The sequence below is a fragment of the Sinorhizobium terangae genome (assembly GCF_009601505.1).
Lineage (GTDB): Bacteria > Pseudomonadota > Alphaproteobacteria > Rhizobiales > Rhizobiaceae > Sinorhizobium > Sinorhizobium terangae.
In genome coordinates, this window is sequence record NZ_WITC01000057.1 from 186715 (window position 1) to 210185 (window position 23471).

The window sequence follows — 23471 nt, forward strand, 5'->3', positions numbered from 1 at the left end:
TCTTAAATCGGTCGCGATTTAAGAAAACATGCAGTACAGATAACCTTACCGTCAGCGAGGGGGCCGCATGACCTATAGGTTGCAGACTCTGGGACGATTGCGCCTATTAAATGAAACGGGGCGCGAAGTCGCCTTTCCCGAGAAGGGTCTGCTCATCCTGTGTCTCGCGATTGCCAACGGCTGTCGCGAACAATCCCGGGCGGAAATCGCCAGGCTGCTCTGGGACGGGGTCGAGCCCAGTCAGGCCTATGTCAACCTGCGCAAGACAATTTCCCGCATCACCGCGCAACAGATGGAGCTCGGTCGAACCTTCCTGACCTTTTCGCAGTCGTCGATCCTGCTCAATCCCGGAAGCTTGACGAGCGATCTCGATGCCGTGACCGACGACGGCGACGACGCCGTCGCTCGCTTCTGCCGCATTGCCACTGTGCTGCGCGACGACTTCCTGAAGGACGCGAAATCGCACGGGAAGGCGCTTGATGCCTGGATCAACCGCCAGCGCGAGACGCATATGTCCCTGCTCAGGGAGAGCCTGCTTGCCGCGGCGCCCGCTGCCGCGGGCAAGCATCGCGACCTTCTCAAGTCGGCGGCAATGCGATTGCTCGAACGCAGCCCGTTGGACGAGGAAGTCCGCAAAATCTTGAAGGCTGCGCTGGAGTCGGAAGGACGGCACCATGATGCGCAGGTCATCTTCGAAAGCGTCAGCCGGTCGGTGCCGATCATCGGCAACCAACCGTCCGCGCCCGTCGAGATCCTCCCCCGGGACGACTCTCACCAGAGAAAGCCGCCGCGGCTCGTGCTGCTGCCGCCCAACTCCGAGCGTGGAGACAGCACCGCGGCGATCTTTGCAAGTTCGCTCATCGAGGACGTGACGATCGGCCTATGCGCCCTTCGCTCCGTCAGTGTCATCGCGCCCTATACCGCGGCGCAGATCGGCCTTCAGGCCGACAAGGCCAACACCTACGAACGGCATGCCATCAGCTATATCCTCGACACACGATTGACCGACGAGGGTGACCGCCAGAGCCTCTTTGCCCAGCTGATCTTCTTCGCCAACGACGAGGTCATCTGGGCCGACCGGTTCAATCTCATCGGCGATGGGCTGATGCAGTCGCGCAGGGGCATTGCGCATCGGATCGCTGCGGCTATTGCCAGTCAGATTGAACAGAACGAAGCCGTTCGCGGTTCCTATGAGGGCCACGCGGATTCCTATCGAAGCTATCTTCTCGGCCAGCGACACCTGAAGGACCTCAACCTTCCCGAGATCCGCCGCGCCCGCAAGAGCTTCAGGGAGGCACTGGGCCAACAGGCGGGTTTCGCACCCGCGATGGGCGGACTGGCCCGGACCTATTTCTTCGAATGGCTGCTGACGGCACGCAATGATCGTGAGCTGCTGGGGCTGGCCGAGCGACATGCCCGGGAGGCCGTGGTCGCCGACGAAACACTCGCCTCCGGCTATCTGGAACTCGGCGTCGTCAAGCTCTACATGCGCCAATTCGACGAGAGCGTTGAGTTCCTCGACAGGGCGGAAGCTTTGAGCCCGCACTACGCCAATGTCCTCGCCAGCTACGGCGACACCCTCGTGCAGGCGTCACGCCCAGCGGAGGGACTTCAAAAGATCAAGACGGCGATCGATCTCAATCCGATCGCACCCGACAACTATTTTTGGGCGGCGGCTGGTGCCAGCTATTCCCTTGGCCAATACGAAGAGGCCCTCGGCTACATTGATCGGATGCGGGACAGAGCGCCCGCCGACCGGCTATCGGCGGCAAGCTGGGGCATGCTCGGCGACCGCAGAAAGGCGCGCCAGTTCGTGCGCAAAACATTCGATGTCCACCCGGATTTCGATCTCGACAGATGGATGGCGATCGTGCCCTTTCGCGAGGAGTGGCAGAGGGAGCATTACCGCGAGGGCTTGAAGAAGGCAGGCTTTTGAGGCGCAATTCCGCGCGAGAGCAAGAGGGGATGAAATGAATGGCTGAAGTTGTTGTTTTCGGCATTGCCGGAGAGGATCATTTGTGGCTTGCGGACCTCAAGGCGGGGACGGTCACCAGGATCGATCCGCCAAAGCAGGGTGCGCTGGCCGACGCCGACACATTGCGCAAGTCCGGGTGCACGGTTGTCAAAACAGTCAATCTGGCAGCTGCGGCAAGTTCCGCCGACGCCGTCTTCGGTGGCTACATGGACGGCTAGCCGCCGGCCATGCGCGACGGGCGGTAGACCAAGGGGGTTCCGCCCGCACGTCTCTTCAAAACCATGTCCAGCTCAATTCGCTATTCCGATCGGATCTGCCCCGCCGAAGCGACCTTCGGCCGGATAGAGGCGCTTTTGCCGGAGTTCGGCATCACGCGGCTGGCGCGCCTGACCGGACTGGATTGCATCGGCATACCCGTCTGGAATGCCGTGTCTCCGAACTCAAAGTCCCTGGTCATCAATCAGGGCAAGGGCATAACGGACATCGACGCAAAAGTCTCGGCGGCCATGGAGGCGCTCGAGCGCGCCGTCGCATGCGCGCCGCGCGTGCCGGCGAGAGTTGCGAGCCGCAGCGACCTGTTGGCCGAAGGCAATCAAGCCTTGTCTCTGCCGGGGTTAATCGCGAGCGGCCAGCCGGACCTTGCCGACAACGAGCCTATCCGCTGGGTTCTCGGCCGCAACCTCGACGGCGGAGTGTCGACATGGGTTCCGCTGGAGGCCGCCCTGCTCGACAGGACGGTGGAGAACTGCCGGTACTGGCAATCCTCCGATGGTCTCGCCTCCGGCAACAGTGAAACCGAAGCGGTGCTGCATGGGCTCCTCGAACGGATCGAACGCGATGCGGAGGTGCTGTGGCGCATCACGCCAATAGCCTCGAGGCTTCGAAGCTGCGTTTTACCCCAGGCGCTCGGCGATGCGGTGCTTGCTGCGATGGCCGGGAAGATTGCCGCGGCCGACCTGGAGCTGCGCCTTTTCGACATCACCAGCGATGTCGGCATACCGTGCTTCACCGCCGTCGTAGCCGGGAAGGACATCCTCACGGCGAAGGCGCCGCTTTTCCACCATGTCACGGTTGGACACGGCGCACATCCGAATGCAGTGAGAGCGGCAATCCGCGCCGTGACCGAGGCGGCCCAATCGAGACTCACCTATATCAGCGGCGCGCGCGACGACGTCTATCCGGAGACGTTCGTTCGCCCTCTGCCGCAGCAGACGCAAAAACTGTTCGAGGCTCTGCCGCAAGAGCGGACACGCGTCCACGCCGGACAAGAGGGGGGACCGGATGCGCTCTTGTCTTTCGTCCTGCAACGGCTGCGCAATGCCGGCATCGGTCCGGTCGTCTCCGTGCCGTTGCTTGGCGATGACCTGCCCTTTGCGGTTGTCAAAGTGTTCGTTCCGGAGCTGGAAAACCCGGAGGGCGAGCGCAAGCGCCGCTTCGGCACACGGGCGCTCTCCTGGGCACTGGAGGCGGCGTGAAGATCGTCTTCGTCGGCCCGACCGTCCCCGATGCGCCCGAACGCGCCGGTGCGGCCTTCGCGATCCGGCCGCCGGCGATGCAGGGAGACATCTTGCGCGCCATACGCGCCGGCGCGACGATCATCGGCCTTGTCGACGGCAATTTCGAACGTGTGGCTCCTGTCTGGCACAAGGAGATTCTGTTCGCCCTTTCAGAAGGCGTACAGGTCTTTGGTGCGGCGAGCATGGGCGCCTTGCGCGCCGCCGAATGCGCGGCCTTCGGAATGGTCGGGATCGGGGAAATATACCGCCAATATGCCGCGGGCGAGCTCGCGGACGACTCGGATGTGGCGCTGCTTCACGCTCCCGCCGAGCTCGGCTATGCGCCGCTCACGGTCCCGCTGGTCAATGTGCGCGCGACGCTTGCACGCCTCAGGCAGGGCGGCTCGATCACCGCAGCGGATGCAGCACGGATCGAGGCGGCAGCCGGGCAGATATTCTACAAGCGGCGCACATGGGCAGCGATCGTTGCCGACGCAGACCTTCCAGCGGATGGCGATCGCGTCGCCTTGGCGGCAAGGCTGCAACAGGAGATGGTTGACCAGAAGCGCGCCGATGCCCTCGCGCTTTTCGACGCGGTCCGGGCTCAGCCGAACGAACGGCGCGGCGAAAGACCCGGCTGGGCGTTCCATTCGACAACTATGTGGAAGGTTTTGCTTAATCAACCGGAGACGTAGGACGGGTCGCTTTTCCCATTCAGCGTGTGTCACGCTCGTGTCACGCCCACGGCCCGGAAGTCACGCTATATTGCTGACGAAAGCGGGTCGCAGTGACCCCCGAGTGGCACTGGGGAAAATCATGAAGCAATCCATCAAGTTACCTACCGACGTGGAAGACAGGGAGAAGGAACTTCTGGCCCTTGCCCGCCTCGTCAGCTACGCGCGAGACTCCGCCAAGACATTGAACGTCGAAGGCGTGCAGTATTGCCTTGAACTGGCTTTGGCCTCCCTGCTCCAGGAAGTCGAATACATGACCGACAAGAACGTTCTTCCGACAGTCGACCTGATGGCACTGGGCAGCCTGGGCCGCTGCTGAAATAGGGACAAACGTAGTTTCAAAGAGTTAGATCGTTCACTGTTTCAATGAGACAATGAAATGATCCGGAGAGGGGCGAGGAGCATGGAGCGGTTTCCACCGGGATCCCGCTCCATGCTCCTCGGACTCGTTGGCGTCGCCCGCTCATGATCGGGCGATGGGCACCAAGGTCCTCTTTTCGATCTTGCCCGCCACCGAAAAGATCAGGAATTCGGTCGCCTGGCCGATCCTCTCACCGTCCATCAGCCTGACGACATCGTCCACGCCGCCGAGAGGCTTGCCGTCGATCGACAGGATATAGTCGCCTTCCCGAAGACCACCGCGCTCGGCCGGGCCGCCGGGTTCCAGCCGTCTCAGACGGACCGACGTCGTCCGGTCGGTTCCGGCTGCCAGCGCGATCCTGCGCGGCAGTTCGATCGTGTCGCCGGCAATGCCGATATACGCCCGCCTGACATGGCCGTATCGGAGGATCTCGGAAATCACGAAATTTGCCGTGTTCGAGGCGACTGCAAAGGCGATGCTCTGCGCGCCCTGGATCACGGCCGTGTTGACCCCGATCACTTCGCCGCCCGACGAGACCAGCGGCCCTCCCGAATTTCCTGGATTGAGGGCCGCATCCGTCTGGATGACGTCGTCCATCAGACGCCCGTTCGCCGCCCGCATCGTGCGTCCGAGTGCCGAGACGATGCCCGCCGTGACGGTCCATTCGAAACCCAGCGGATTACCGATGGCGATTGCGATGTGCCCTCGCCGCAGCCGCTTTGAATCCCCCAGCTTCGCCCAGGCGCCGACGCCCGAGTTCGCCCGTATGAGCGCGATGTCGGTGTCGACGTCGCGACCAAGCACACGGCCTTCCGTCACGAAGCCGTCCGGCGTCGTGACACGAACGGCCTTGGAATCCCCGACGACGTGATTGTTCGTCACGATCAGCCCGTCGGAAGAAACCGCAAAGCCCGAGCCATGACCGGCCCTGCCGCCAACCCGCTCGATGCGGCTGACCGCCGGGCCGACCACATCGACCGCGCCGGCAATTGCATGCGAATAGGCATCCGTCAGCGCGCCGTCGTCGACGGGCGCTATTTCCTTGTCGATGAAACCCATGATCTGATCCTCAAACGGCGGCGACCATCGCCGCCGAACCAACGGACCGAAACAATTTGGTACTGTTGTTCAAAATAGATGGAGAGACCTGCAGATCGGTTCAAGCCTTGGCTCGATCTGGGCATTTCGCCCACCACAATGCCTTAAATTCATGCATTTCATGACGTCGCAAAATTTTTAGGCAAACATATTGCGAAATTTGCTGCGCTGCATCATGATCGCCGCATGACCCGCCGCGACCTGACCATTCTTGTGATTGACGAGAACGCCATCCGCGCCTCGATCATCGAGGAAGGCTTGCGCGATGCGGGCCACAACCGCGTGAGCATCGTGCACGATGTCCATGGCGTCGGGCGGGTGATCGAAAGGTTGCAACCGGACGTGATCGTCATTGATCTCGAAAATCCCAACCGCGATCTGCTGGAGAGCATGTTCCAGCTCTCCCGCTCGGTAAAGCGCCCGATCGCCATGTTCGTTGACCGATCCGACAGCAGCATGATCGAAGCGGCGATCGACGCCGGCGTCTCGGCCTATGTCGTCGACGGACTGCGGCAGGAGCGGGTGAAGTCGATCCTCGACATGGCGATCAGCCGTTTCAACGCCTTTTCACGCATGGAGCGCGAGTTGGCGGAAGCACGCAGCGAGCTTGCAGACCGCAAGGTGATCGACCGGGCCAAGGGCATCCTGATGAAGTCGCGCGGCATCGGCGAAGAAGAGGCCTACAAGCTCCTGCGCACGACCGCGATGAACCAGAACCGCAAGATAGCCGAAATCGCACAGAGCCTGGTGCTCGCGGCAGGATTGCTGGAGGACCTGTAAATGGCTGCCACCGCCGACATCACCCTCGGCTTCATGCCGCTCTTCGACAGCGCCGTGCTCATTGCCGCCAGCGAAAAAGGCTTCGTCGCCGACGAGGGCCTCACGGTGCAGCTCGTCCGGGAAACCTCCTGGGCCAATATCCGCGATCGGATCGCCGTCGGCCATTTCCAGGCGGCCCACATGCTGGCGCCAATGCCGATTGCAGCCAATCTCGGCCTCACGCCCCTGTCGCTGGACCTCGTGGCGCCCTTTGCGCTCGGACTTGGCGGCAATGCAGTGACGGTGTCGCGCGGTCTCTGGGAAGGCATGGTCGCTGAGGGCGCCAGGCCCGGCACCGACCCGGGCACCAACGGCGCAGCCTTGAGGCGCGTCGTCGAACGCCGCCGTGAAGCGGGCGAGCCGCCGCTGCGTTTTGCCGTCGTCCACCCCTTCTCCGGCCATAACTACGAGTTGCGCTATTGGCTCGCGGGCTGCGGCATCGATCCGGAAAGCCACGTCGAAATTGTCGTCGTTCCCCCGCCGCTGATGGCCGATGCACTGTCGACTGGCGCGATCGACGGGTTCTGCGTCGGCGAACCGTGGAACAGCGTCGCGGTCGCACGCCATGCCGGACGCATTGTCACCACCAAGGCGTCGATCTGGCGACTGAGCCCGGAAAAGGTGCTCGGTGTGTCAGCCCGGTTCGCCTCCGAGAACCGCCCCGCGCTGGACGCGCTGCTGCGCGCGCTCTACCGAAGCTCGATGTGGTGCGGCGAAAGCGCAAATCACGAAGAACTCGCGGCGCTGATGAGCAGCCCTGCCTATCTCGACCTTCCGCGCAAGATGCTGATGCCGATCCTCACGGGCCGACTGACGCTCGGTGACGGCGCGACCGGCGACATTCCCGAATTCTTTGTCCCGCATGCCAAGGGAGCGACCTTTCCCTGGCAGAGCCACGCCCTCTGGTTCTACAGCCAAATGGTGCGCTGGGGACACACGCCGCATTCGGCAGCACTTGCCGAGCGTGCGCGTGACACCTATCGGCCGGACATCTACAGACAGGCGCTGAAGCCGATCGCTGCGCCGATGCCCGGCGCCAACATGAAGGTCGAGGGCGCCCTGACCGTGGCGGCACCGGTCGGCGCTTCGGAAAAAGGGCTTATTCTCGGTCCCGACGGCTTTTTCGACGGCCGGATCTTCGACCCGGACCGCCTCGAGGGCTACCTGGCGAGCCAGCGCTGACGACCTGCTCGATTATTGTGCACTGCGCAAAATTTATTCAAGAGACAGCTTAATCGCCTCTCACCAGCGCACTGCGCTTTGGGCCCAATCACCGAAAAATCATGAGAATCCGTCCGTCCACGAAACTGGCACGGTTCCTGCATTGTGGAGAGCGTAGGGCCCTTGGGGTCCGCTTGAAATAATCGGCGTCCAATGAAGGGCGCAGAAGGCAAGGCTGCCAAACCGGGAACGCGCTCTGAACGAGGCAGAGCGTCGGACTGCGGTTTGGCAGCCTTTTTATTTGCCCCGAACGTCGCAACCGCAGGCGAGCCTCCCATCGCCGGCACACAGGAGAAAAACATGACGAGGCCTTCCACCGGAAAATTCGCGAAGTGTTCGCTCGCCGCCTGGGCGGCCACACTCTATGTCGGCGCCGGCTCTTTCGCGTCTGCCGAGATGCTCGTGCCCGAGAAGGACGAACTCAAGCTCGGTTTCATAAAGCTCACCGACATGGCGCCTCTCGCGATCGCCTATGAGAAGGGCTTCTTCGAGGAAGAGGGGCTGTTCGTCACGCTCGAACCGCAGGCCAACTGGAAGGTGCTGCTCGACCGCGTGATAACAGGCGAACTGGACGGCGCGCATATGCTCGCCGGTCAGCCGCTCGCCGCCACCATCGGCTTCGGCACCAAGGCGCATATCGTGACGCCCTTCTCCATGGACCTCAACGGCAACGGCATCACCGTTTCGAATGACGTCTGGGCGATGATGAAGGAGAATATTCCGCTCGGCGCGGACGGCAAGCCGGCCCACCCCATCAAGGCCGACGCGCTGAAGCCCGTCGTCGATGCATTCAAGGCCGAGGGCAAGCCATTCAATCTCGGCATGGTGTTTCCGGTTTCCACTCACAACTACGAGCTTCGTTACTGGCTGGCCGCCGGCGGCATTCATCCGGGGTTCTATTCGCCGGAAAACGTCACGGGACAGATCAGGGCGGACGCGCTTCTTTCCGTGACGCCGCCGCCACAGATGCCCGCCACGCTCGAAGCCGGCACGATTGTCGGCTACAGCGTCGGCGAGCCCTGGAACCAGGCCGCCGTCTTCAAGGGCATCGGCGTTCCGGTGGTGACCGACTACGAAATCTGGAAGAACAATCCGGAGAAGGTCTTCGGGCTGACCAAGGAATTCACCGAGAAGTATCCGAACACGACCCTTGCGCTGACAAAGGCGCTCATCCGCGCCGCCAAATGGCTGGACGAAAACAACAACGCCAACAGGGCCGAGGCAGTCGAAATCCTGTCGCGCAGCGAATATGTCGGCGCCGACGCGGACGTGATCGCCAACTCGATGACCGGCACCTTCGAATACGAGCGGGGCGACAAGCGCGACGTTCCCGACTTCAACGTCTTCTTCCGCCACAACGCGACCTATCCGTTCTACTCCGATGCCATCTGGTACCTGACGCAGATGCGCCGCTGGGGTCAGATCGCCGAGCACAAGGACGACGCCTGGTACGCGGAAACGGCGAAGTCCGTCTATCTGCCCGACATCTACATGAAGGCGGCAGGGATGCTGGTCGAAGAGGGCAAGGCGGACAAGGGCGACTTCCCCTTCGGCACCGACGGCTACAAGGCGCCGACCTCCGACTTCATCGACGGCGTCACCTTCGATGCCAAGGCGCCGAACGCCTACATCGACTCCCTCAAGATCGGGCTGAAGAACGAACAGACGATATCCGGGTCGGATGTCGTTGGCGGCTGAACACTGGACTGGCGGCGCGAAACCCGAGGCCGCCTGTTCCCGACCAAATTTCAACAGATGAGACAAATCGATGACTCAAGCGATCACCGTGGCTGACCCGAAACTCGCACGACGAGAGCGTCTGTTTCAGCGGATCAATAAAGCCGCCGGCTGGCTCAACGCGCTTGGCCTCGGCTGGGTGACCCCGATCCTGCGCATGGCAGCCGGCGACAATGTCGCCGAGCAGATGTCCGAAATTCGCAAGGTGCTGCTGGTGCCGCTCGCGGGCATCCTGTGCTTCCTCGCGCTTTGGGGCTTTCTTGCGCCGAAGGTTCAAACCTCGCTTGGCGCCATTCCCGGGCCTGCGGCCGTCTTCGGCCAGGCCAACGTGCTTCTGCAGGATCATTTCGTGGAACGGAGCAAGGCAACGGCTTTCTATGCCCGGCAGGACGAACGCAACGCCAAGCTCGTTGCCGATGGCAAGGCCGATCAGGTGAAGCATCGCGTGTTCACCGGCAAGCCGACCTATATCGACCAGATCACGACCTCGCTGATGACGGTCGGGCTCGGCTTCGTGATCGCGACGCTGGTCGCCGTGCCGCTCGGGATAGCCTCCGGTCTCTCCAAGACGATCAACGGTGCCATCAACCCGCTGATCCAGATCTTCAAGCCCGTCTCGCCGCTGGCATGGCTGCCGATCGTAACAATGGTCGTCTCGGCGCTTTATGTCGATCCGTCGAGCCTGCTGCCGAAGTCACTGGTGATCTCGGCCGTTACCGTGACCCTCTGTTCGCTGTGGCCGACGCTGATCAATACGGCGCTCGGCGTGGCTTCGATCGACAAGGACCTGGTGAACGTCGGCAAGGTGCTTCAGCTTTCGACCGCGACGACGATCCGCAAGCTGGTTTTGCCTTCCGCCCTTCCGTTGATCTTCACCGGGCTGAGACTCTCGCTCGGTGTGGGCTGGATGGTGCTGATCGCGGCCGAAATGCTCGCCCAGAATCCCGGCCTCGGAAAGTTCGTCTGGGACGAATTCCAGAACGGCTCTTCCGACTCGCTCGCCCGCATCATGGTTGCGGTGCTGACGATCGGCATCATCGGCTTCATTCTGGACCGCATCATGTATGCCCTCCAGTCCGCCTTCACCTTCTCGTCGAACCGATAGGACGCGCCCCATGACCGTTCTAGGCGGGACCATTCTTCAACTGAGCGATGTCTCGAAGTCCTTCGGCGAGGGAAAATCGCGCAATGACGTCCTTTCAGGCGTCAACCTCAAGGTCGAGGAAGGCGAGTTCATTGCCATCGTCGGTTTTTCCGGCTCAGGCAAATCGACGCTGATTTCCCTCCTCGCCGGCCTGACGATGCCGGATCGCGGTGCGGTGCTCTTCCGCGACAAGGAAGTGTCGGGTCCGGGGCCGGAGCGCGGCGTCGTCTTCCAATCCTATTCGCTGATGCCCTGGCTGTCGGTCCGCGCCAATGTCGCCCTTGCCGTCGATGCGGTGCATTCCGCCAAGAGCAAAGCCGAAAGGGCGAGCCTCGTTCAGTACTATATCGAGATGGTCGGTCTCGCCCACGCGACAGAGCGCCGGCCTGCGGAGCTCTCGGGCGGCATGCGCCAGCGCGTGGCCGTGGCAAGAGCGCTCGCGATGCAGCCCGACGTGCTCCTGCTCGACGAGCCGCTCTCGGCACTCGACGCGCTCACCCGCTCGAAGCTTCAGGACGAATTCGCCGAGATCTCGTCGAAGGAAAAGAAGACCATCATCCTCATCACCAACGACGTCGATGAGGCGATCCTGCTTGCCGACAGGATTGTCCCCTTGACGCCCGGTCCGAATGCCTCGCTCGGTCCCAGCTTCGAGGTGAACCTGCCGCGACCGCGCGACCGTGCGGAAATGAACTCGAACGCCGAGTTCATCCGTCTTCGCGGCGCCGTCACCGAATATCTGATGGATCTGGGCGCCGGACGAACCACCGCAGAAAGCGGCGCCGTCGCCTTGCCCAACGTCGTGCCGATCACCCAGAAACTTGCCGGCACCAAGCTGCCCGACGCCTATGCGCGAAAGGCGCGCTCCGCGATCGAAAAGAGCTACGTCGAGTTTTTCGAGGTCCGAAAGGTCTATCCGACGCCGAAAGGTCCGTTGACAGTGGTCGATGGCTTCAACCTCAAGATGAATAGAGGCGAGTTCATCTCGATCATCGGCCATTCGGGATGCGGCAAGTCGACCGTTCTGTCGATGATGGCCGGCCTCAATCCGATCTCGTCCGGCGGCATCATCCTCGATGGACGGGAAATTTCCGGCGCCGGTCCGGATCGGGCGGTGGTTTTCCAGGCTCCATCGCTGCTTCCCTGGCTGACCGCCCGCGAAAACGTCGCGCTCGGCGTCGACCGGGTCTATCCGGACGCGACGCCCGCCGAGCGCCGCGACGTGGTCGAATATTACCTGCAGCGCGTCGGCCTCGGCGATGCGATGCACCGGCTTGCGGCGGACCTCTCGAACGGCATGAAGCAGCGCGTCGGCATCGCCCGGGCGTTCGCGCTGTCCCCTAAGCTGCTGCTGCTCGATGAGCCCTTCGGCATGCTCGACAGCCTCACCCGCTGGGAGCTGCAGGAAGTGCTGATGGACGTGTGGAAGCGGACGCAGGTGACGGCGATCTGCGTGACGCATGACGTCGACGAGGCGATCCTGCTCGCCGATCGGGTGGTGATGATGTCGAACGGCCCCAATGCACGGATCGGCAACATCATGGAGGTGAACCTGCCGCGGCCTCGCTCGCGCAAGGAGCTCCTGTCGCACCCCGACTACTACGCCTACCGCGAGGAGCTCCTGGACTTCCTGGAGGCCTATGAAGGCGGGGCCAGCCCCGCTCCCGAACATCTCGAAGCGATCCGGGCGAAGCGCGCCGCCCGAACGATGTTGTCCGCCCAGACCCTCAAGAAACAAGCCGCGGAGTAATGGAATGACCGAGAAACTGGTGATCGTTGGCAACGGCATGGCGCCGGGCCGCATGCTGGAAGAACTCTTCGAGAAGGCGCCAGGGCGCTATGAAGTAACGATCTTCAACGCCGAGCCGCGTGTCAATTACGACCGCATCATGCTCTCGCCGGTGCTGTCCGGCGAGAAGGATTACGAAGAGATCATCATCCATGGCGACGGTTGGTACATCAAGCACGGCATCACGCTGTACAAAGGCCACAAGATCATCGCCATCGACCGGAATGCCAAGACGGTCACCTCCGACCATGGTGTGACGGAAAGCTACGACAAGCTGGTGATCGCCACCGGTTCCGTGCCCTTCATCATTCCGGTGCCCGGCAAGGATTTGCGCGGCGTCATCACCTATCGCGATCTCGACGACGTGCAGGCGATGCTGCTCGCGGCGCAGTCGCGCGAAACGGCCGTCGTCATCGGCGGCGGTCTCCTTGGCCTCGAAGCGGCGGCAGGCCTGAAAGCCCGCGGCATGGATGTCACCGTGCTGCACGTCATGCCGACGCTGATGGAGCGCCAGCTCGACCCGGCCGCCGGCTACCTCCTGCAGAAGGCGGTCGAGGAACGCGGCATCAAGGTCATCACCAAGGCAAATACCAAACGGATCGTCGGCGAGGAGAAGGTCGAGGGCATCGAGCTCGACGACGGCCGCATCATCCCGGCAACACTGGTGGTGATGGCGGTCGGCATCAGGCCGAATGCCAGCCTCGCGAAGGAAGCCGGGCTTGCCGTCAACCGTGGCATCGTCGTCGACGCCGGCATGCAAACCTCCGACGGAGACATCATGGCACTCGGCGAATGCGCCGAAGTCGACGGCATGGTCTACGGCCTGGTGGCGCCGCTCTATGAGATGGCGCGGGTTGCCGCACGCCACCTGGCCGGTGATCGCAGCGCCGCCTTTGTCCATTCCGATACGCCCACAAAGCTGAAGGTGACCGGCATCAATCTCTATTCGGTCGGCGATTTCGCCGATGGCGACGGCCGCGAGGAAATCGTGCTGCGCGACGCCACCGCCGGAATCTACAAGCGGCTGGTCTTGAAGGACAACCGCATCATCGGCACGGTGCTCTATGGGGACACCGGGGACGGCGCCTGGTTCAACGACCTGTTGAAGCGCGGCACCGACATTACCGAAATGCGCGACACGTTGATCTTCGGCCAGGCCTATCAGGGAGGGTCTCCGCTGGACCCTATGGCGGCCGTTGCAGCCTTGCCGGATGATGCGGAAATCTGCGGCTGCAACGGCGTCTGCAAGGGCAAGATCGTCTCGACGATCACCGGAAAGGGCCTGACGTCGCTCGACGACGTGCGTGCCCACACCAAGGCTTCGGCCTCCTGTGGTTCATGCACCGGCCTCGTCGAGCAACTGATGTCGCTCACCCTCGGCGACGCCTACAATCCGGCCGCCGTGCAGCCGATGTGCGGCTGCACGGACCTCGGCCATGACGACGTCCGCCGCCTCATCAAGGCGAAGAAACTGAAGACCATTCCCGCCGTCATGCAGGAGCTCGAATGGAAGACCTCCTGCGGCTGCGCGAAATGCCGGCCGGCGCTCAATTACTACCTCGTCTGTGACTGGCCGGACGAATATGCCGACGACTACCAGTCGCGCTTCATCAACGAACGCGTCCACGCCAACATCCAGAAGGATGGCACCTATTCGGTGGTGCCGCGCATGTGGGGCGGCGTGACCAATTCCAAGGAACTGCGCGCCATCGCCGATGTCGTCGACAAGTTCGATGTCCCGCTCGTCAAGGTCACCGGCGGCCAGCGCATCGACCTGCTCGGCATTCAGAAGGAAGACCTGCCGGCCGTCTGGGCCGATCTCGGCAAGGCCGGCTTCGTCTCGGGCCAGGCCTATGCCAAGGGATTGCGGACGGTGAAGACCTGCGTCGGCTCTGATTGGTGCCGCTTCGGCACGCAGGATTCGACGGGGCTCGGCATCCGCATCGAGAAGTTCATGTGGGGCTCGTGGACTCCCGCCAAGGTGAAGATGGCCGTCTCCGGCTGTCCAAGGAATTGCGCCGAGGCCACCTGCAAGGACGTCGGCGTCATTTGCGTCGACTCCGGCTTCGAGATCCATTTCGCCGGCGCCGCCGGGCTCGACATCAAGGGCACCGAGGTCCTGGGGCTCGTCAAGACCGAGGACGAGGCGCTGGAGCACATCGTTGCCCTGACGCAGATGTATCGCGAGCAGGCCCGCTATCTCGAACGCATCTACAAATGGGCAAAACGCATCGGCCTTGACGAGATCCGCCGCCAAATCATGAACGATGCGGAGAAGCGCAAGGCCTATTTCGACCGCTTCGTCTTCAGCCAGAAATTCGCCCAGGTCGACCCCTGGTCGGAGCGCGTCTCCGGCAAGGACAAGCATGAGTTCCGGCCGATGGCGACGGTCGGTTTCAATCAGGCAGCGGAGTGAGGTGATGGAAATGAACTGGATCGCAATCGGCAATGTTTCCGATATCCCTCTGCGCGGCGCGCGTTGCGTGAGAACGCCGCAGGGCAAGATCGCCGTCTTCCGGACCGCGGAGAACGAGGTCTTCGCGATCGAAGACCACTGCCCGCACAAGGGCGGGCCGCTCAGCCAAGGGATCGTCCACGGCACCGCCGTGACTTGCCCGCTGCACAACTGGGTGATCTCGCTCGAAACCGGCAAGGCGCTCGGCGCCGACGAGGGCGAGGTCCGCACGGTCCCGGTGAAAAACGACAACGGCGCGCTTTTCATCGCGCTCGAGAGCCTGGCGCTGGCAGCGGCGGAGTAGGCATGGCGCGCGAGGTCAAGACCACCTGCCCCTATTGCGGCGTCGGCTGCGGCGTCATCGCCCGCGTGGACGATGAGGGCGCCGTCAGCGTCAAGGGCGATCCTGAGCATCCGGCCAATTTCGGCCGGCTCTGTTCCAAAGGCTCGGCACTTGCCGAAACCCTCGATCTCCACGGTCGCCTTCTCCATCCGGAGATCGGTGGCCGCCGCGCAGGCTGGGACGAAGCGCTCGATCTCGTCGCCAGCCGCTTCGCGCAAACCATTGCCGAGCACGGCCCGGATTCGGTCGCCTTCTATGTCTCCGGCCAATTGCTGACCGAGGACTATTACATCGCCAACAAGCTGATGAAGGGTTTTATCGGTTCGGCGAACATCGACACGAACTCGCGCCTGTGCATGTCGTCCTCCGTTGCCGGTCACCGCCGCGCCTTCGGGTCCGACACGGTTCCGGGCGCCTATGAAGACCTTGAGCTTGCCGATCTCGTCGTGCTCACCGGCTCCAATCTCGCCTGGTGCCACCCGGTCCTTTACCAGCGCCTTGCCGCGGCCAAGGCAAACCGCCCCGAGATGAAGGTCGTCGTCATCGATCCACGCCGCACGATGACCGCCGACATCGCCGACATGCATCTGGCGCTTGCCCCGGACAGCGACGTTCCGCTTTTCAACGGGCTGTTTGCCCATCTGGCGGCGAGCGGCGCCGTCGATCAAAACTATATCTCGGCGCACACAAAGGGCTTCGCCGAGGCCTTTGCGGCCGCTTCGGCGCTGGATCTCGCGGAACTTTCGGCGCTGACCGGACTTTCGCAGACGCAATTGCGCGATTTCTTCCGCCTGTTCGAAACGACCGAGAAGGTCGTCACCTGTTACAGCCAGGGCGTCAACCAGTCGGCTTGCGGCACGGACAAGGTCAACGCCATCATCAACTGCCATCTCGCGACCGGCCGGATCGGCCGGCGGGGCATGGGTCCCTTCTCGCTGACGGGCCAGCCCAACGCCATGGGCGGACGCGAGGTCGGCGGGCTCGCCAACATGCTCGCCGCCCATCTCGACATCGAGAAAGCCGCTGACCGTGATCTCGTCCGGCGCTTCTGGGGCGCACCCGCGCTCGCAGGCAAGCCGGGCCTCAAGGCCGTGGACATGTTCCGCGCCGTCGCCGACGGCCGGATCAAGGCGCTCTGGATCATGGCGACGAATCCGGTTGTCTCGATGCCCGACGCTAACGCGGTCGAGGCCGCGATCAAGGCCTGTCCCTTCGTCGTCGTCTCCGACATCCTTAGTGAGACCGATACCGCGCGCCATGCCCACGTGTTGCTTCCTTCGCTCGGCTGGGGCGAGAAAGACGGCACCGTCACCAATTCCGAACGGCGCATCTCCCGCCAGCGCGTCTTCCTCCATGCTCCCGGCGAGGCCCGCGCCGACTGGTGGCAAATGGCGGAGGTCGGGCGGCGCATGGGCTTTGCGCAAGCCTTCGCCCATGCCTCCGCCGCCGAAGTCTTCGCCGAACATGCCGCGCTTTCCGGTTTTGAAAACGATGGCCGCCGCGATTTCGACATCAGTGCTCACGCGACGATCGACAAGGCGAGCTATGACGATCTCAAGCCTTTCCAGTGGCCGCAGCCGCAAGGCACGCGGCCTCGGGAGAGGCGGTTTTTCGCCGAGGGCGGGTTCTACCATGCGGACGGGCGCGCCAGTTTCATAACCGTCGACGTGTCCCCCTCCAAACGGGCAAACGATGCCTATCCTTTCACGCTCAATACGGGTCGGGTGCGCGATCATTGGCACACGATGACCCGGACCGGGAAGAGCGCCCGGCTCTCCGCCCATATCGCCGAACCTTTCGTCGAAATTCATCCGCGCGATGCCGAGAGGCTTGCCGTCGCGGACGCCGATCTGGTGACGATCGAGAGCGCCTACGGACAAGCGACCGTCCGCGCGCTCCTCACCGAGCGCCAAGCGGAGGGAAGCCTTTTCGTGCCGATGCACTGGAACGATCAGTTCGCCTCGAAGGGCCGCATCGACGCGCTGGTGCCGCCGATCACGGACCCCGTTTCCGGCCAGCCGGCGTCGAAGAACGTGGCGGTAAAGGCTACGCGCTTGGACGCCCGGGCCTATGGTTTCGCGGTCTCCGCCGAAAAACCGCAAGGTATTGATGCTGCTTACTGGGCGATCGCCAAGGCCGACGGCGGCTGGCGCCTGGAACTTGCCTTCTCCGAGCCGCAAGCAGACTGGATCGGCTGGTGCCGGCGGGCCTTTTCCATCCCGGCCGGAATCGAGCCGATCGGCTATACTGATCGTCAGTCCGGCGAACTCCGCCTCGCCTTCTTCGACAGCGACAGGCTGCTTGCCGCGCTGTTCCTTGCGTCCCGCCCCGTGGCGGTCGCCCGCAACTGGGCGGTCTCTCAGCTTCTTGCCTCGCATACCGACCTCGGCACGCGCTTCGCCGTGGCGGCGGGTCGTCCCGGCGCCGGCAGAGAGGACCCGGGCGCAACGGTCTGCTCCTGCTTCAGCGTCGGCGTCAATCAGATCACGGCCGCCATTCGCGACGGCTGCCACAGTGTCCAGGCGATCGGCGAGAGGCTTAGCGCCGGCACCAATTGCGGCTCCTGCCGCGCAGAGATAAGGGGGATCATCGATGGATGCCTTGCCGCTGCCGCTGAATGACCGGACCGCAAGGCCGTCGCAGCAACGTGTCGCTCCGCTCGCCACCCTGCCGCTGTTCTGGACTTTGAAAAAGAAGCGCGTCGTCGTCGCCGGCGGCAGCGATGCCGCCGCCTGGAAGGCGGAATTGCTGGCAGCCTGCGGCGCGGAGGTTCATCTCCATGCGCCACGCACGGAGCTTAGCAATGTCTTCCTCGATCTCTTGAGACGCGGCGCCGCCCACGAAGACGGCCGCCTCGTCCATCACGACGAGATATGGCACTCCGGCGCCTTTTCCGGGGCCACGCTTGCGATTGCCGATTGCGACGACGACGCAGAAGCGGAGGCATTCTTCAATGCGGCGCGTGTCGCCGGCGTTACCGTCAACGTCATCGACAAGCCGGCCTTCTGCCAGTTCCAGTTCGGCTCGATCGTCAATCGCTCGCCGGTCGTCGTGTCGATTTCGACCGACGGCGCCGCGCCGATCCTCGCGCAAGCGATCCGCCGTCGGATCGAGGCCTTGCTGCCGCCGGCAATCAAGGACTGGGCAACGATCGCGCAGGCGATCCGCGAAAGGGTCAACGCACGACTGAAACCGGGCGCGGCGCGCCGCACCTTCTGGGAGCGGTTCGTCGATCGCGCCTTTCTGGAGACACCGGAGGAGGGTGTCGAGACGCGGCTGATGGAGGAGCTGGGTTGCCTTTCCGCGACCCGCTCTGCCATCGGCCGCGTCACGATCGTCGGCGCGGGTCCGGGCGATGCTGAACTCTTGACGTTGAAGGCCGTTCGTGCCCTGCAGGCCGCCGATGTCATTGTCTTCGACGAACCGATCTCAAACGACGTGCTCGAACTTTCCCGCCGGGAAGCAAGGCGGCAATTCGTCGGCCGGCCGGATAGCCGGGTCTCAGATGGCCGGGGCGATATCCACAATGCCATGGTTGAGCTGGTCCTGGCCGGCAAGCGCGTGGTGCGCCTCAAATCCGGTGACCCCACCGCTTCCATCGGAATGCGTGAGGAAATCCGACTGCTGGAAATCGAAGGCATTTCCGTCGAGATCGTGCCGGGGGTAAAGGCCGAGCGCCGTCGCTCACGAACGGAGGTCCCGGACGAAATCGGCGGGCTCGCCAATGTCGGTATTGCGGCCGGCCTGGCCGACGCAGCCGCGACGCAGGTCGCCCACATCGCCAATCATTGACCGTGCGAGCCTTCGCCGACTTTCCGAAAGCTATTTGGGTGACAACGAGGCCTCGAGGCGATCAAGAAAAGCACGCTGGGACGCGTTTATTTTCTCCCGCGCTTCCGGCAGGCTGAACCATCCGGCGCGATCGACTTCCGGAAAGGCCTGTGTCTGGCCGCTGTGTGGCGGCCATTCCATTTCGAACATATTGCTGCGGATATCGGTGATGTCGACATCGCTCTCGCCGGCGAAGGCGGTGACGAGCTTGCCGCCTTTCTGGCGCAGCTCGCCAAGGTTCACCAAGGTCCCGTTCATCGCGACGCCGGTTTCCTCAAGGAACTCGCGCCGCGCAGCAGCCTCTGGCTCTTCATCCGAGTCATATTCCCCCTTTGGGATAGACCACGCCCCAGCATCCCTGTTGCTCCAGAAGGGACCGCCGGGGTGGACAAGCAGGACACGCAACGCCTCGCCGTCGTATTTGTAGAGCAGGATGCCTGCGCTTCTTTTCGGCATTTGCGATCCTTTCGACGTCCGTGGCCCGAAAGGATATCATTGCTGAGCCGCATTTCGAACAGAGCGAGCGGCAATCGGGCTTATGCAACTTCAAGGAGGCCAAAGCCGATGCGCGCGATGGTCCTTGAGAGGGTCGGGGAACCGTTGAAAGCGGTGGAGCGGCCGCTTCCCGAACCGCTTGCCGGTGAGATCCGGCTGCGCGTCGAGGCCTGCGCTGTCTGCCGCACCGATCTGCACGTGGTCGACGGCGACCTGCCGCGGCCGAAGCTGCCGCTCGTTCCGGGCCACGAGATCGTCGGCATCATCGAAGCGGTAGGCTCCGGCGTCGATCCGGCGCGCATCGGCCGGCGCGCCGGGGTCCCCTGGCTCGGCCATACCTGCCAGCACTGCCTCTACTGCCGGTCGGGCGCAGAAAACCTTTGCGACGATCCGCTGTTCACCGGCTATACCCGCGACGGTGGCTTCGCCACCGATGTCATTGCGGATGCCGACTATGCTTTCGATCTCGATCGCGACGGCGATCCCGTGGCGCTTGCGCCCCTCCTCTGCGCCGGGCTCATCGGCTGGCGGTCACTAAAACGCGCCGGCGACGGCAAGAGGATCGGGATCTATGGCTTTGGCGCCGCCGCGCATATCATCGCCCAGATCTGCGTCTGGCAGGGCCGGCAGGTCTACGCCTTCACTCGCCCCGACGATGCACCCGCACAGCGCTTCGCCCTCGACCTGGGCGCGCTCTGGGCCGGCGGTTCGCACGAGCCGCCGCCGGAGCCGCTCGACGCTGCGATCATCTTCGCGCCGGTCGGAAATCTCGTGCCTGCAGCACTGAAAGCAGTGCGCAAGGGCGGACGGGTGGTGTGCGGCGGCATCCACATGAGCGATATTCCCGCCATGCCCTATGCCGTGCTTTGGGGCGAACGCGAACTGGTTTCGGTCGCCAACCTCACGCGCCGGGATGGCCGCGAGTTTTTTGCCATCGCGGCGGAAGCAGGTGTCAAGACGCACACGATCGTCTACCCGCTTGATGAGGCCAACCGTGCCCTTGCCGACCTTCGCGCCGGTGGGCTGAGCGGCGCAGCCGTACTCGTTCCCTAAGTGGGCCGGGTGGACGCAGGCCCGCCTTCCGATTTCAGGTAGCTGATCACAGCATCGGCAATCATCGTGCGATGCCGTTCGATGGTTGCCTCTTCCGAGAGATCACGGCGGAAGATGGTGCCGAACGTGTAGCGGTTCGACACACGGAAGAAGCAGAAGGCGCTGATCAGCATGTGAACATCGATCGGATCGGCCTTGCGGCGAAAGGTGCCGTCGGCGAGACCGCGCGCGATGATCGCCTCGATCATCTGAATGACCGAGACATTGAGCTCACGGATCGCCTCCGAACGCAGCATATGCGCCGCGTGGTGGATGTTCTCGATGCTGACCAGACGGACGAAATCCGGATTGGCCTCATCGTGATCGAAGGTTGTTTCGATCAAGGTCCTCAGCGCCTTTTCCGGCGGCAGGTTGGCGAGTTCGAGATCGGCTTCGAGCGTGCGGATCCTGCGATAGGAGCGCTCGAGCACGGCGAGATAGAGCCCCTCCTTGCTGCCGAAATAGTAATAGATCATCCGCTTCGAGGTGCGCGTGCGCTCAGCGATCGCATCCACCCTGGCACCGGCCAGCCCATGCGTCGAAAACTCTTCCGTCGCTACCGCAAGGATATCCTCCTGCGTCCTTTGCGGATCGTTCTTTCTGCCATTCCCCTGCCGCTCCGCCATTTCCGCACTGCTTCCCGGCCCCGACAGGCCATTGAATCATCATGCCTATTTCCTGCGGGTCCCACGGCGCCTCGATGGACACCTGAAACGCCTCGTCTCGCGATCCGAGACCGCCAACGTCGTCGAAGATGGCTGCGATTTTCGACCCTTAGCTGTGCCCCGCAAGAGCAATTCCTCAAGTCATATTCACGTTATCATCCTCTTTCAATAGCACAGCACTTGACATTCGAACTAGTTAGTACATTTTATAAATCCATTGCCGAACCGCGCTGAGGAGCGTGGTGGCCGCCGGCGAACCGCCGCGCGTTGGAGGAGGAGGCCTGCCACTGGCGCGTCGTCGCGACGTGCCGCCGGTACGCCCTATCGCTTTGGGAGGAGCGAATGGCCCGCATCATCGATTTCTATTTCTTCGTGCTGAAGGTGACGATCGCTCTGCTGCTCGCCGGCATGGTCGTGCTCGTCTTCGGCAATGTCGTCCTGCGCTACGCCTTCAACCAGGGCATCACCGTTTCCGAGGAGCTGTCGCGGATGTTCTTCGTCTGGCTCACCTTTCTCGGCGCCGTCGTTGCCATGCGCGAGCATGGCCATCTTGGCGTGGACTCCCTGATCAAGCGCTTGCCGCCGTCTGCCGCAAAGGTGGCCGTGCTTTGCGGCCATGCACTGATGCTCTATGCCACATGGCTGGTGATCAGCGGCAGTTGGACGCAGACGCTGATCAACCTCCATGTCGGCGCGCCGGCGACCGGCATCCCGATGGCGTTTTTCTATGGCGCTGGCATCGCCTTCGGCGTTCCGGCCTTCCTGATCCTGCTTGCCGACGCCTTCGCGGTCGCGACCGGCCGCATCGACGTGACGACGGCCGACCTCGTGCGCGAAAGCGAGGATGAGGCGGCCCTCGACGATCTGCCCGAGCCCATGCTCGGCCAGCTCTCGCCGAAGCACTGAGGAGGCGACGATGACCGTCACCATCTTTCTCGGCGCGCTTCTCGGACCCATGGCACTCGGCGTGCCGATCGCCTTCGCCCTGATCTTGAGCGGCGTCGCGCTAATGCTCCATCTCGGGCTCTTCGACGCCCAGATCGTCGCGCAGAACGTCCTGAACGGCGCCGACAGCTTCCCGCTGATGGCAGTTCCCTTCTTCCTGCTCGCCGGCGAGGTGATGAATACCGGCGGCCTTTCCCGCCGCATCGTCGCGCTGGCGATGGCGATGGTCGGCCATATCCGCGGCGGCCTCGGCTTCGTCGCGATCTTCGCAGCCTGCATTCTTTCAAGCCTCTCGGGCTCTGCCGTCGCCGACGCGGCCGCCCTTGGCGCCCTCCTCCTGCCGATGATGCTGAAAAGCGGCCACAACCCGGCGCGCGCCGGCGGGTTGCTTGCGTCCGCCTCGGTCATCGGGCCGATCATTCCGCCGTCGATCGGTTTCATCCTCTATGGCGTGGTCGGCGGCGTCTCGATCACCAAGCTCTTCCTCGCCGGCATCTTCCCCGGGCTGATGATCGCCGTGGCGCTTTCGATTACGTGGCTCATCGTCGCCCGCAAGGAGCAGTTCGAACTGCCGCCGAGAGAGAGCGGCGCAGTGCGCCTCAAGGCCTTCATCGACAGCTTCTGGGCGCTCATGCTGCCGGTGATCATCATCGTCGGGCTGAAGTTCGGCGTCTTCACGCCGACGGAAGCGGGCGTGGTGGCGGCCGTCTACTCGCTCTTCGTTTCGATGGTCATTTACCGCGAACTGCCGCCGGCACAGCTCTTCCACGTCTTCGTCGCGGCCGCCAAAATCACCGCCGTCGTCATGTTCCTGGTCGCCTGCGCGGCGGTCTCGGCCTGGCTGATCACGGTCGCCGACGTACCGGGCGCGCTCGCCGCCCTCGTCGAACCGCTGATGGACAACCAGACGGCGCTCCTCGTCGCCATCATGGCCCTGATCGTCGTCGTCGGCACTGCCATGGACATGACGCCAACCATTCTGATCATGACGCCGGTCTTGATGCCAATCATCAAGCAGGCGGGCATCGACCCGGTCTATTTCGGCGTGCTCTTCATCATCAACAACTCGATCGGTCTCATTACCCCGCCTGTCGGCACGGTTCTGAACGTCATCTGCGGCGTCTCGAAACTATCGATGGAAGACCTGATGAAGGGCGTCATGCCGTTCATGATCGCCGAACTGATCGTTCTTTTCCTGCTCGTCCTGTTCCCTCAGCTGGTGACCGTTCCGGTCTCCTGGTTCGGGCACTGACGGGCATGGCTTCACGCAC

The 23471-nt window shown here is 63.2% G+C and carries 20 protein-coding genes; 17 read left to right on the forward strand and 3 right to left on the reverse strand.

Features of this window, described 5'->3' with window-relative positions; all coding sequences use genetic code 11:
* Nucleotides 1–67 precede the first annotated feature (67 nt).
* The 5 genes from GHK62_RS14850 (at nt 68) to GHK62_RS14870 (ending at nt 4524) form a co-directional block, all read left to right on the forward strand.
* Nucleotides 68–1936 (forward strand): AfsR/SARP family transcriptional regulator, encoded by a 1869-nt coding sequence (locus GHK62_RS14850; RefSeq protein ID WP_153439917.1) that lies wholly within the window; start codon nt 68–70, stop codon nt 1934–1936.
* Between the two features lie 38 nt (nt 1937–1974).
* Entirely contained in the window at nt 1975–2193 is a 219-nt protein-coding gene (locus tag GHK62_RS14855; RefSeq protein ID WP_153439918.1) for a hypothetical protein, read from the forward strand.
* 63 nt (nt 2194–2256) lie between these two features.
* Entirely contained in the window at nt 2257–3450 is a 1194-nt protein-coding gene (locus GHK62_RS14860; RefSeq protein ID WP_153439919.1) for a YcaO-like family protein, read from the forward strand.
* Nucleotides 3447–4166 (forward strand): TfuA-like protein, encoded by a 720-nt coding sequence (locus tag GHK62_RS14865; RefSeq protein WP_184108603.1) that lies wholly within the window; start codon nt 3447–3449, stop codon nt 4164–4166. Before GHK62_RS14860 ends, GHK62_RS14865 begins: the two co-directional genes overlap by 4 nt.
* Nucleotides 4167–4287: 121 nt before the next feature.
* Nucleotides 4288–4524: a hypothetical protein gene (locus GHK62_RS14870; RefSeq protein WP_153439920.1), complete on the forward strand. Its 237-nt coding sequence runs from the start codon at nt 4288–4290 to the stop codon at nt 4522–4524.
* Nucleotides 4525–4668: 144 nt separating this feature from the next.
* On the opposite strand, the gene GHK62_RS14875 is transcribed toward GHK62_RS14870, so the two are convergent.
* Nucleotides 4669–5625, reverse strand: a complete 957-nt coding sequence (locus GHK62_RS14875) for a S1C family serine protease (RefSeq protein ID WP_153439921.1) — start codon at nt 5623–5625, stop codon at nt 4669–4671.
* Nucleotides 5626–5850: 225 nt separating this feature from the next.
* On the opposite strand from GHK62_RS14875, the gene GHK62_RS14880 reads away from it, so the two are divergent.
* From GHK62_RS14880 to GHK62_RS14920, 9 genes are all read left to right on the forward strand, one after another.
* Nucleotides 5851–6444, forward strand: coding sequence for an ANTAR domain-containing response regulator (locus tag GHK62_RS14880; RefSeq protein ID WP_153439922.1), 594 nt, complete (start codon nt 5851–5853; stop codon nt 6442–6444).
* The gene (locus GHK62_RS14885; RefSeq protein ID WP_153439923.1) at nt 6445–7665 is read left to right on the forward strand and encodes a CmpA/NrtA family ABC transporter substrate-binding protein; all 1221 of its coding nucleotides are present in this window, start codon (nt 6445–6447) and stop codon (nt 7663–7665) included.
* Between the two features lie 339 nt (nt 7666–8004).
* On the forward strand, nt 8005–9402 hold the full coding sequence (locus GHK62_RS14890; protein ID WP_153439924.1) for a CmpA/NrtA family ABC transporter substrate-binding protein: 1398 nt from the start codon (nt 8005–8007) through the stop codon (nt 9400–9402).
* 70 nt (nt 9403–9472) lie between these two features.
* Nucleotides 9473–10546: an ABC transporter permease gene (locus GHK62_RS14895; protein WP_153439925.1), complete on the forward strand. Its 1074-nt coding sequence runs from the start codon at nt 9473–9475 to the stop codon at nt 10544–10546.
* A gap of 10 nt (nt 10547–10556) precedes the next feature.
* A complete protein-coding gene (locus tag GHK62_RS14900; protein WP_153439926.1) occupies nt 10557–12335 on the forward strand; it encodes an ABC transporter ATP-binding protein in 1779 nt (592 codons plus the stop codon).
* Nucleotides 12336–12339: 4 nt separating this feature from the next.
* Nucleotides 12340–14790: a nitrite reductase large subunit NirB gene (nirB, locus tag GHK62_RS14905; protein WP_153439927.1), complete on the forward strand. Its 2451-nt coding sequence runs from the start codon at nt 12340–12342 to the stop codon at nt 14788–14790.
* Nucleotides 14791–14794: 4 nt separating this feature from the next.
* On the forward strand, nt 14795–15133 hold the full coding sequence (gene nirD / locus GHK62_RS14910; RefSeq protein ID WP_153439928.1) for a nitrite reductase small subunit NirD: 339 nt from the start codon (nt 14795–14797) through the stop codon (nt 15131–15133).
* Between the two features lie 2 nt (nt 15134–15135).
* A complete protein-coding gene (locus GHK62_RS14915) occupies nt 15136–17793 on the forward strand; it encodes a nitrate reductase (protein ID WP_153439929.1) in 2658 nt (885 codons plus the stop codon).
* Nucleotides 17765–18964 (forward strand): siroheme synthase family protein, encoded by a 1200-nt coding sequence (locus tag GHK62_RS14920; protein ID WP_153439930.1) that lies wholly within the window; start codon nt 17765–17767, stop codon nt 18962–18964. Before GHK62_RS14915 ends, GHK62_RS14920 begins: the two co-directional genes overlap by 29 nt.
* Nucleotides 18965–18994: 30 nt before the next feature.
* On the opposite strand, the gene GHK62_RS14925 is transcribed toward GHK62_RS14920, so the two are convergent.
* Nucleotides 18995–19459, reverse strand: coding sequence for an NUDIX hydrolase (locus GHK62_RS14925; RefSeq protein ID WP_153439931.1), 465 nt, complete (start codon nt 19457–19459; stop codon nt 18995–18997).
* Nucleotides 19460–19567: 108 nt separating this feature from the next.
* On the opposite strand from GHK62_RS14925, the gene GHK62_RS14930 reads away from it, so the two are divergent.
* Nucleotides 19568–20551 (forward strand): zinc-dependent alcohol dehydrogenase family protein, encoded by a 984-nt coding sequence (locus GHK62_RS14930; RefSeq protein ID WP_153439932.1) that lies wholly within the window; start codon nt 19568–19570, stop codon nt 20549–20551.
* On the opposite strand, the gene GHK62_RS14935 is transcribed toward GHK62_RS14930, so the two are convergent.
* A complete protein-coding gene (locus tag GHK62_RS14935) occupies nt 20548–21216 on the reverse strand; it encodes a TetR/AcrR family transcriptional regulator (protein ID WP_153439933.1) in 669 nt (222 codons plus the stop codon). The two genes, GHK62_RS14930 and GHK62_RS14935, sit on opposite strands and share 4 nt — an antisense overlap.
* A gap of 381 nt (nt 21217–21597) precedes the next feature.
* Here GHK62_RS14935 and GHK62_RS14940 point away from each other — a divergent pair, with 381 nt between their 5' ends.
* Both GHK62_RS14940 and GHK62_RS14945 read left to right on the forward strand, forming a co-directional pair.
* The gene (locus GHK62_RS14940) at nt 21598–22161 is read left to right on the forward strand and encodes a TRAP transporter small permease (RefSeq protein WP_153439934.1); all 564 of its coding nucleotides are present in this window, start codon (nt 21598–21600) and stop codon (nt 22159–22161) included.
* 10 nt (nt 22162–22171) lie between these two features.
* Nucleotides 22172–23452, forward strand: a complete 1281-nt coding sequence (locus tag GHK62_RS14945) for a TRAP transporter large permease (protein WP_153439935.1) — start codon at nt 22172–22174, stop codon at nt 23450–23452.
* Nucleotides 23453–23471: the final 19 nt, after the last annotated feature.

What these genes read in the sequence shown, in the direction of transcription:
- GHK62_RS14850 (WP_153439917.1), top strand. Translation starts at nt 68, where the DNA reads ATGACCTATAGGTTGCAGACTCTGGGACGATTGCGCCTATTAAATGAA.
- GHK62_RS14855 (WP_153439918.1), top strand. Translation starts at nt 1,975, where the DNA reads ATGGCTGAAGTTGTTGTTTTCGGCATTGCCGGAGAGGATCATTTGTGG.
- GHK62_RS14860 (WP_153439919.1), top strand. Translation starts at nt 2,257, where the DNA reads ATGTCCAGCTCAATTCGCTATTCCGATCGGATCTGCCCCGCCGAAGCG.
- GHK62_RS14870 (WP_153439920.1), top strand. Translation starts at nt 4,288, where the DNA reads ATGAAGCAATCCATCAAGTTACCTACCGACGTGGAAGACAGGGAGAAG.
- GHK62_RS14875 (WP_153439921.1), bottom strand. Translation starts at nt 5,625, where the DNA reads ATGGGTTTCATCGACAAGGAAATAGCGCCCGTCGACGACGGCGCGCTG.
- GHK62_RS14880 (WP_153439922.1), top strand. Translation starts at nt 5,851, where the DNA reads ATGACCCGCCGCGACCTGACCATTCTTGTGATTGACGAGAACGCCATC.
- GHK62_RS14885 (WP_153439923.1), top strand. Translation starts at nt 6,445, where the DNA reads ATGGCTGCCACCGCCGACATCACCCTCGGCTTCATGCCGCTCTTCGAC.
- GHK62_RS14890 (WP_153439924.1), top strand. Translation starts at nt 8,005, where the DNA reads ATGACGAGGCCTTCCACCGGAAAATTCGCGAAGTGTTCGCTCGCCGCC.
- GHK62_RS14895 (WP_153439925.1), top strand. Translation starts at nt 9,473, where the DNA reads ATGACTCAAGCGATCACCGTGGCTGACCCGAAACTCGCACGACGAGAG.
- GHK62_RS14900 (WP_153439926.1), top strand. Translation starts at nt 10,557, where the DNA reads ATGACCGTTCTAGGCGGGACCATTCTTCAACTGAGCGATGTCTCGAAG.
- nirB (WP_153439927.1), top strand. Translation starts at nt 12,340, where the DNA reads ATGACCGAGAAACTGGTGATCGTTGGCAACGGCATGGCGCCGGGCCGC.
- nirD (WP_153439928.1), top strand. Translation starts at nt 14,795, where the DNA reads ATGGAAATGAACTGGATCGCAATCGGCAATGTTTCCGATATCCCTCTG.
- GHK62_RS14915 (WP_153439929.1), top strand. Translation starts at nt 15,136, where the DNA reads ATGGCGCGCGAGGTCAAGACCACCTGCCCCTATTGCGGCGTCGGCTGC.
- GHK62_RS14920 (WP_153439930.1), top strand. Translation starts at nt 17,765, where the DNA reads ATGGATGCCTTGCCGCTGCCGCTGAATGACCGGACCGCAAGGCCGTCG.
- GHK62_RS14925 (WP_153439931.1), bottom strand. Translation starts at nt 19,459, where the DNA reads ATGCCGAAAAGAAGCGCAGGCATCCTGCTCTACAAATACGACGGCGAG.
- GHK62_RS14930 (WP_153439932.1), top strand. Translation starts at nt 19,568, where the DNA reads ATGCGCGCGATGGTCCTTGAGAGGGTCGGGGAACCGTTGAAAGCGGTG.
- GHK62_RS14935 (WP_153439933.1), bottom strand. Translation starts at nt 21,216, where the DNA reads ATGGCGGAGCGGCAGGGGAATGGCAGAAAGAACGATCCGCAAAGGACG.
- GHK62_RS14940 (WP_153439934.1), top strand. Translation starts at nt 21,598, where the DNA reads ATGGCCCGCATCATCGATTTCTATTTCTTCGTGCTGAAGGTGACGATC.
- GHK62_RS14945 (WP_153439935.1), top strand. Translation starts at nt 22,172, where the DNA reads ATGACCGTCACCATCTTTCTCGGCGCGCTTCTCGGACCCATGGCACTC.